Origin of the sequence: Kitasatospora sp. NPDC091257 (assembly GCF_044757675.1) — a bacterium.
In the GTDB taxonomy this organism is placed as follows: Bacteria; Actinomycetota; Actinomycetes; order Streptomycetales; family Streptomycetaceae; genus Kitasatospora; species Kitasatospora lactacystinica.
In genome coordinates this window covers 1-7,999 of record NZ_JBIVVI010000315.1, presented here as the reverse complement: position 1 = coordinate 7,999, position 7,999 = coordinate 1, and the positions used below count along the sequence as shown (strand labels likewise).

6 protein-coding genes and 2 pseudogenes are annotated in these 7,999 nt (G+C 76.2%); 1 reads left to right on the top strand and 7 read right to left on the bottom strand.

Annotated features, from left to right (window positions below):
* Nucleotides 1-64, top strand: a pseudogene (locus tag ACIQOV_RS16925) (transposase); the annotation flags it as partial.
* Between the two features lie 1,587 nt (nucleotides 65-1,651).
* On the opposite strand, the gene ACIQOV_RS16920 reads toward ACIQOV_RS16925, so the two are convergent.
* From ACIQOV_RS16920 to ACIQOV_RS16890, 7 genes and pseudogenes are all read right to left on the bottom strand, one after another.
* A complete protein-coding gene (locus tag ACIQOV_RS16920; RefSeq protein WP_359897849.1) occupies nucleotides 1,652-1,810 on the bottom strand; it encodes a DUF6760 family protein in 159 nt (52 codons plus the stop codon).
* Nucleotides 1,807-2,289: a hypothetical protein gene (locus ACIQOV_RS16915; protein WP_359897850.1), complete on the bottom strand. Its 483-nt coding sequence runs from the start codon at nucleotides 2,287-2,289 to the stop codon at nucleotides 1,807-1,809. Before ACIQOV_RS16915 ends, ACIQOV_RS16920 begins: the two co-directional genes overlap by 4 nt.
* Complete coding sequence (locus tag ACIQOV_RS16910; protein WP_030290301.1) at nucleotides 2,286-2,726, bottom strand: phage tail protein; 441 nt, start codon at nucleotides 2,724-2,726, stop codon at nucleotides 2,286-2,288. The genes ACIQOV_RS16915 and ACIQOV_RS16910 overlap by 4 nt, the downstream gene beginning before the upstream one ends.
* A 72-nt stretch (nucleotides 2,727-2,798) precedes the next feature.
* Entirely contained in the window at nucleotides 2,799-4,331 is a 1,533-nt protein-coding gene (locus ACIQOV_RS16905; RefSeq protein WP_401049237.1) for a phage tail sheath family protein, read from the bottom strand.
* A 196-nt stretch (nucleotides 4,332-4,527) separates the two neighbouring features.
* Nucleotides 4,528-6,723 (bottom strand): ATP-binding protein, encoded by a 2,196-nt coding sequence (locus ACIQOV_RS16900; protein ID WP_401049236.1) that lies wholly within the window; start codon nucleotides 6,721-6,723, stop codon nucleotides 4,528-4,530.
* Entirely contained in the window at nucleotides 6,720-7,502 is a 783-nt protein-coding gene (locus tag ACIQOV_RS16895; protein ID WP_401049234.1) for a DUF4255 domain-containing protein, read from the bottom strand. Before ACIQOV_RS16895 ends, ACIQOV_RS16900 begins: the two co-directional genes overlap by 4 nt.
* Nucleotides 7,499-7,999: pseudogene (locus ACIQOV_RS16890) on the bottom strand (hypothetical protein); the annotation flags it as partial. The pseudogene ACIQOV_RS16890 and the gene ACIQOV_RS16895, both read right to left, overlap by 4 nt.

The window sequence follows — 7,999 nt, the reverse complement described above, 5'->3', positions numbered from 1 at the left end:
CGACAACTACTCGCCGCACCTGACCACCAAACGGTGCCAGCGGGTCGGGACATGGGCGGGAGCGGTGCGGCACGGTCGGGGGTCGGAGTCGACGGTGCGGGCGTACCGGCCCCGGGCAGTGCGCGCTGAACGGGCGCGCCCTCGGCGGGCCCGCTGCGGCCGACAGGGGCTGGAGCGGGCCGGCCCGGCAGGGCGCGATCGGGGGACGAGGACGGTGCGGGCGTACCGGCCCCGGACCGCGCTCGCTGAACGGGCGCGCCCCCGTGCTCGGGGCGGGCGGGTGCCGGGCGGGCGGGCTCGCCGACCGTGGCGGTACGTCGGGCGGCACCGGCGACGTCCCGGCCCCCGCCTCCGGCCGGCCGGGCATCGGCCGAGCCGCCCGTCCCAGCGCGGGTGGACCCCGCGTCGGCGGGAACGACGGGCATGGCCGGCCCGGCCGGGGCGGCACCAGAGGCCCGGGGGCCGTCGACGGCCAGAGGCGTGGCGCTCGCGGGCAGCGCGGTCAGCGGCGCGCCGAGAACCGGACGGGCGGGTGCGGCGGTGCCGGGCGCGGCGGCGCGCTGGACGGGGGTGCCGCCGGCCGGCCCGTTCCGCGTGGACGCGGGGTTGTCGGTCGGCCCGTTCCGCGTGGACGCGGGCTTGTCGGCCGGGCCGGGCGCCGGCCGTTCGGCGGCTGCGCCGCTCGCGGACGGGCGGCGCGTGCCCTCGGCCGTCTCTTCCGTCGTCGCCGCGGGCCGCGGCGCGCCCGCACCCCGGCTCGCCGGTTCGGTGACGGCGGCCGGCGCCCTGACCTGCCCCGGGACGGCCGCCACGGGGCGCGCGGGCAACAGGCTGGGCCGCCGGGCCACGACCAGCGGGGCCCCGACGGGACGCGGCCGCACCGGCCGGTCGGCCCGGACCGCCGAGTGGTTCGGGCGCCGGGCGGCGGCCGCTTCGGGCGTCGCCGCACCGAGCGGGCCACTGGCGGCCTGCGACCCTTCGGGCTTCGGCGAACTTCCCCGCACCGCAGCGGACTTCGACCCACCGGGCACGGACGCACCGGGCGCCGCCGTGCCGGGTGTCGCCGCGGCGGGCCTCGGTACACCGCTGTCGGCGCGCTCGGCCGCCGCGCGCGAGTCGGCCCCACCCACGCGGGCCGGGTGCGGCCCGGACCGCACCGGAAGCCGGCGCAGCCGGACGGACCGCTGGACCGGACGCGCCTGACGCGCCGACCGCGCCGCGCCCGACGGCCCGTTCTCCGGCGGCTCTTCGGCCCCGGCCTCGCTCGGCACGACCGGCACGACCAACTCGTCCCCGCCCGTGCAGACGGGGGCCGGGGCGCCCGGCCTCGCCACCGCCCGCAGGATGCCGACCGGGGCGGTCGGCAGGACCGCGTGGCCGAGCGGACCGCAGAGTGAGGGGTCCTGCCAGGCGGTGAGCCGGGCGCGGAACCTCAGGCCGTCGCTGACGCCGTGGGCCGGCCCGGCCAGGGTCGGGACCAGCGGCGCGACCGCGCGCCAGCCCCCGTCCCCGGCCGCCGGGCGCCGCCGAGCGGCCTCGCCCGCGCCCCGGGCCGCCTCCGTGTCATCGGAGGCGGCACCGGAGGCGGCACCGTTGACGGCGCCCTCGCCGCCCCTGCGGCGGCCGATCCAGTCCCGAAGCCCCACCCGGCTCACCCGCCTTCGCTGATGCGGGTGTTGAGCCGCGCGATCTCCCTGACCCACTGCCCGCGTTCACGGTGGGTCAGGTCGAGGATGTCCTCCCGCTGCCAGTGGAAGTGGAAGGCGATGTACGCGATCTCCTCGTACAGCCGAGCAGGCGCGTACGTCACGATTCCCCCAGGCGCCCACCGGCGAGGTCGACCTCGAAGGCGCCGTCGCAGTGCGGGCAGGTCACCGCGGCGCGCGTGTGGCCTTCGCTGTTGATCCGCTGGTAGAGGTCCTGGAGGAAGGCCACGTCGGTGGCGTACATCCGCTCGACGACCCCGGCGTGCACGTCGGTGATGTCGCCCAGCCTGGTGATCACGTGGCTGAGCAGCACCACGCTGAGGTACGCCGGGTTCTCCTTGACCCGCAGGTCGATCTGCGGCATCAGCTCGTCGCGGGCGGTGGCCAGGCGCATGGCACCGTGCCGGTGCACGGTGCCCTCGTCGTCGACGTAGCCGAGCGGCAGCTCGAACTCGAACTCGGTGTGCGGCGCCCGCGCCCGGGGCTGCGCCGCCGCTGCCGCCGGGGCCTGCTGCGGCGGCGCGGTGTTCTGCGGGGCCGGAGCGCGTTCCAGCAGCTCCTCCAGGCCGATCTTCCGCCTCACTCGACCGAGATCTCCTCGAACACGATGGTCACGGTCTCGGTGGCGGCGCTGGACTCGCCGGCGCTGAGGGTGGGTCCCTCCCAGCGGCTCGCCCAGGCGTTGGTCAGCTGGATGCGCCGCAGGGTGGCACCGGTGGTGTCCTTGACCTCGATGGTGAGGTTCTGCCGCGCGGTGTTGATCGCCCCGTTGTTGAGGGTCTCCTTGATCCAGTCCGTGAACGCGCCGCTCTTGTCCAGGCCGCGGGTGATGGTCACCTCGCCGGGGAGCCGGGCGCCGGGCTGCTTGCGGACGATCAGTTTGCCCTCTTGGGTCACCTGCTTGTACTCGACGACGTCCTGTTCGACCGTCAGGTTGCTGATCTCCTTGACGGACTCGACGTTGTAGCCGCCGAGTTGGACGCCGAAGATATGTGTGGAGAGCGGATCGCCTTCAGCCATGGGTTTGTGTCACCTTCCGATGCGAGGGGTGCCGAGGAGTGGCGCCGAGGGGTGTGGTGCCGACCGGGCCGGTCACTCGTTGACGAGGCTCGTGCTGTCGGAGAACTGGGACAGCCGGAACACCACGAACTCCGCGGGCTTCACCGGGGCTACGCCGATCTCGCAGATCACCTGGCCGAGGTCGATGGACTCCGGCGGGTTGTTGTCGCGGTCGCACTTGACGTAGAAGGCCTCGGCCGCGGTCTGCCCGAACAGGGCCCCGCGCCGCCACTCCTCGGTGAGGAACGCGGTGATGTTCCGGCGGATGCTGGACCACAGCCGGTCGTCGTTGGGTTCGAAGACCACCCACTGGGTCCCCAGGAGGATGGACTCCTCCAGGTAGTTGAAGAGCCGGCGCACGTTCAGGTAGCGCCACGCCGGGTCGGAGGAGAGGGTGCGCGCGCCCCAGATCCGGATGCCGCGCCCGGGGAAGGCCCGGACGCAGTTGACGCCGATCGGGTTCAGCAGGTCCTGCTCGCCCTTGCTCAGGCGCAGCTCCAGGTCCACCGCGCCGCGGATGACCTCGTTGGCGGGCGCCTTGTGCACGCCGCGCTCGGCGTCGCTGCGCGCCCACACCCCGGCGACGTGCCCGCTCGGCGGGACCAGCACGTTGCGGCCGCTCGCCGGGTCGAACACCTTGATCCACGGGTAGTAGAGCGCGGCGTAGCGGGAGTCGAAGCCCGCCTCGTCGTTGCGCCAGGTGCGCATCCGCTGAGCGTTGAGGCCGGGCGGCGGGTCCAGGACGGCGATCCGGTCGCCCATCTGCTCGCAGTGCGACATCACCGCCAGCTGGACGGTGCGCAGGCCCTCGTCGTCGAGGTCGCCGCGCTGGTAGGCGCTCATCAGGTCGGGCACCGCGACCATGGTGATCTCGTCGATCGCCTCCAGGCCGCCGAAGCCGGTCCGGGCGGCGGCGTCGCCGACGTACTCGGCGGGGTCGAGCCGGCCCACCGGGGCCGCGGCCGGCGCGGGCGCGGCGGCCAGGGCGTGGGTGCGGCGCTCGGGGCGGCTCGGCGCGGTGCCGGGCTGTTCGGCGACGGCGACCAGCTTCGACTCGCGCAGCTGGGTGACGACGTAGCCCTTGGTGCTCTTCCGGGTCGAGACGTCGTAGGTCTCGGTGACCTCCGCGCCCCGGCGCACCAGCAGCCGGAAGCGGTCCTCGGGGACGTTCTCCCCCTCCGGGTCGGCGACCTCGACGGACACCTCGGCGCCCGCGCCCGGCCGGGCGGAGAAGAGGAACCCGGCGATCTCGACGGGCGGGGCCGCGGTGACGGCGGGGGCGGCGCCGGGCGCCTGCCGGGCCGGGTCGCCGACCCGCACCACGTAGGCGGAGCCGCCGCCGTTGGCGAAGAAGCCGTACACCGAGTGCGCCAGGTAGGTGCCCTCGGTGAAGCCGCCGAACCGCTGGACGTACTGGTCCCAGTTGGTCACCAGTGTGGGCTCGTGGAAGGGCCCGGTCTCGGCGAAGCCGACGAACGCGGCGACGGCCGTGCCGACGCCCTCGATCGGCCGGGCACCGGACTGGACCTCCTCCACGTACACGCCCGGGGTGAGGTACGACGGCATACGCGCTCCTTCGGCTGGTCAAGCATTGCGCCGGTCATTCGCCCCCGAGTCTGCTGCCCGGACGTCACCCGGAAACATGTCCGCGGGTCCCGGACCGGGGGCAGGAACCGCTGCCCCCGGCGGACACCGCCGGACGTCCGCGCAGGCGCCCCGGACGTCCCGGGCTGCCCCCGCCGCCCCGCCGTCCCGGGGGCGGTCAGCCGTGCCCGGTGTCCCCGAGCGCGCCCAGCCACGGCCCGAACTCGCTCGCCAGCACCAGTCGGCCGAGCTTGCGGTACTCGCCGACCACCGCGGAGACCAGCTGCGCCATCCCCAGCGGGGCGCCCGTCCCGGCGGCCAGATACGCCGCGGAGACCGCGCAGGCCCGGATGGAGCCGCCGGTGAGCTCGAAGTTCCGGGCGCAGAAGTCCAGGTCGAGGTCGTCGCCGCGGGGCACCAGCGGCCCCAGGCAGCGGTCCCAGAGCAGGCGACGCTGCGTCTCGTCCGGCAGCGGGAACTCGGCGATGACGTCCAGCCGCCGGGTGAACGCCTCGTCGAGGTTGGCCCGCAGATTGGACGTCAGCACGGCGATCCCGTCGAAGGACTCCATCCGCTGGAGCAGGTAGGCCGTCTCCACGTTGGCGTGGCGGTCCCGGGAGTCCTTGACCTCCGAGCGCTTGCCGAACAGCGCGTCCGCCTCGTCGAACAGCAGGACGCCGTTCACCTGCGCGGCCTCGGTGAAGATCCGCTCCAGGTTCTTCTCGGTCTCGCCGATGTACTTGTCCACCACGGTGGAGAGGTCCACCACGTACAGCTCCATGCCCAGTTCGGCGGCGACCACCTCGGCCGACATCGTCTTGCCGGTGCCGGACTCCCCGGCGAACAGGGCGATCACGCCGTTTCCCCGGCCACCGCCCGGGCGCATCCGCCACTGCCCGAGCACCTGGTCGCGGTGCCGGGCGCGCAGCACGAGCTCGCGCAGCCGGCCCGCGGTGGGGGCGGGCAGGACGAGGTCGGACCAGCCGACCGCGGGCTCGATCCGGCGGGCGAGCCGGGCCAGTCCGGCGGCGTTCTGCGCCCGTACCGCCGTGCGCAGGTCCTCGGCCCGGACCGGGCGCCGCTCGGCGGCCGCCGTCCGGGCCGCGACCGAGGCGGCGCGGGCCAGCTGCTCCTGGTCCAGCCGGTAGGCGGCCACCGCCTCGGCCAGTTCCTCCGGCAACTCCTCGTCCTGCTCCTCGCGCGACTCCGAAGCACCCGGCTCCGAAGCATCCGGCGCCGCCCCCAGCGCGCGGGCCCACTGCCCGGCCCGGTCGCGCGCGCCCGGCGGCGGGACGGTGAGCACCACCGGGCTCCGCGCCGCCCAGGCCGGGTCCCAGACCTGCGGGCCGTGCACGACCAGCGGGACACCGGCGAGTTCCGCGCACAGCTCGCGCAGCAGCGCGGCCCGCTCGGGCCGTTCGGGTTCGAACCGGTCCAGCGGTCCGAGCACCACGCCGCCCCCACCCAGCCGCGCCTCACGGGCGAGCACCCGTACGGTGGCCTCCGGCGGGCGGGCGGCGAGCGCGGCGGCGTCGACCACCAGGGGCGGCGGGCCGTCGGCCGCGAGGGCCGCCACCGCGAGCGGGCCGGCGTGCCCGCCCCGGTCCAGCAGGTGCACCAGCCCGCCGTCCGCGGCCAGGACGCGCAGCTGTTCGAGGGGCTGGTGGGAGCGGCGCCCGGGCCCGACGCGGCGGGCCAGCCCGGCGAGGGTGCCGTCCGGCTCGTCGTCGCCGAGCAGATGGGCCGTCACCCGGTCCGGGACGCGCAGGGTGCGGGAGAGCAGCGGGCGGTCCGGCTCGGTGATCTCCAGCAGGCCGCCGGCGATCAGCGGGGCCCGGACGGAGAACCGGAAGCGGCCGGCGCCCGCCCCGGGCAGTCCGCACAGGTCGAGGGCCAGGCCGATGGTCGCCCGGCGGCGGGTCAGGTCGTCGTTGAGGTAGCCGTAGAGCTGCTCGAAGCGGGAGTCGAGGTCCGGGGCGAGCGCCACCAGCAGCAGGTCGAGGTCGACCGGGAGCAGCCCGAAGGCGGCGCTGAGCCGCCCGAGCCGGGAGCCGGGCGGCGGCGCGGGGCCGTCGCCGGGGTCCGGGGCGGCCCGGTGCACCGTGGCGGAGGCCGCCAGGATGCGCTCCACCGCCTCCGGGCCGAGGTACTGACCACGGTACGGGTCGTCCGGGTCCGGGTCGTCGGCCCGGCGCTCGCGCACCGCGGCGCGGACCCGCCGTTCGACCCGGTGCAGCCGCTCCCAGAGCTGGTCGGGGGCCGGACCGAACGGTGCGCTGTCGTCCGGACCGGACGGCCCGTCCTGGTCCGGCCCGGGCGGTGCGCCGTTGGCCGCCGACGCGGCCTCCGGGGCCCGGTCGAGGTCGAGGCTCATCGCGCCCTGCCCCGGGCCCGGCGGCCGGGCGGCAGCCCGCGTTCCCGGGGCGCGGCGAAGCCGTCCGGCCCGGGGTCCCCGGCGCCCTGGTAGCGCAGCCGGCGGCCCGGGCCGTCGGCGGGCGGCGGGCCGGCCGGGGTGGTGTCGCCGGCGTTGGCGATGTCCCCGACGTTGGCGATGTCCCCGACGTTGGTGGTGTCCCCGACGTTGGTGGTGTCGCCGGCGTGCAGCACCAGCCCCTCGGTGACCGGCGGCCCTGCCGGGCTGCGCCCGCCGGGCAGCGGGGCGAGCACCCGGAGGTCGACCGAGGGCCGCAGTTCCCCGCCGAGCGAGGTCCAGACGTCGGACACCGACGGCAGTCCGGTGTCGCGCCCCGCGATGTCCAGCCCGACGGTCAGTCCGAGCTCGGCCAGCGTGCCGGTGAGCAACCGGGCGGGCAGCGTGTCGGTGGCGGTCAGGCACTGCAGCACCTCGGCCAGCAGCCGGTGTTCGTCCTGCGGCCGGTTGGTCCAGGCGGTGACCAGGTAGGCCAGCTCGAACCAGCGGGGCGCGGGGCGGTGGCCGGTCACCAGGCCGTCCGCGTCGTACTCCGCGACGGTGCCGGCCTGCCGGCGGCCGGTGTCCTCGCGCAGCCGGTACAGGTAGACGCTGACCGTGGGCGCGTTGCGCCGGGCAGCGAAGTCCCGGGTGGGCGCGTCGAAGACCACGTCGATCCCGCGCTCGGGCAGACCGGTCCCGGCGAGCAGCTGTCGCAGCGCCTCGTCGACCTCGTGGATCACCGCCGCTCCACCTCCCCGGGCGGGCCGATGCTGCCCTCCACCACCAGGAAGGGGCAGGTCACCGGGGAGAATCCGGGGCCCTCGGCGGTGATGGTGCGCGGGCCGGTCTCGTCCTTGGGGAGGATGAGCAGTTGGCCGGCGAAGGTCCCGTCGCCCTTCGGGCGGGTGGGCGCGGCCTCGGCGGTGATGCCGGGCTTCCAGGTGAACCGGACCGGCGCGCCGGGCGGGAAGTCCACGCCGCGCACCGAGGTCACGAAGCCGGGCTTGCCGATCGGCGGCACCGCGACGATGCGGGGCTGGAGGATCCGCAGCGGGGTGCTCGCCCGGTGCGGTCCCGGGGTGGCGTCGGTGCCGGTGGTGGTCAGTTCCGCGGTGATGGTGGTGTCCAGCGCCGCCACGGGCGAGAGCACCACCCGGACCACCGCGCTGCGGCCCGGGGCCAGGTCGCTCACCGTGCAGGTGCCGTTCCGGCAGCCGGGGGGCAGGGCCTCGGTGGG

Excerpts from the sequence above, each read along its gene's own strand:
- ACIQOV_RS16910 (WP_030290301.1), bottom strand. The coding sequence starts at position 2,726 with ATGGCTGAAGGCGATCCGCTCTCCACACATATCTTCGGCGTCCAACTC.
- ACIQOV_RS16905 (WP_401049237.1), bottom strand. The coding sequence starts at position 4,331 with ATGCCGTCGTACCTCACCCCGGGCGTGTACGTGGAGGAGGTCCAGTCC.
- ACIQOV_RS16900 (WP_401049236.1), bottom strand. The coding sequence starts at position 6,723 with ATGAGCCTCGACCTCGACCGGGCCCCGGAGGCCGCGTCGGCGGCCAAC.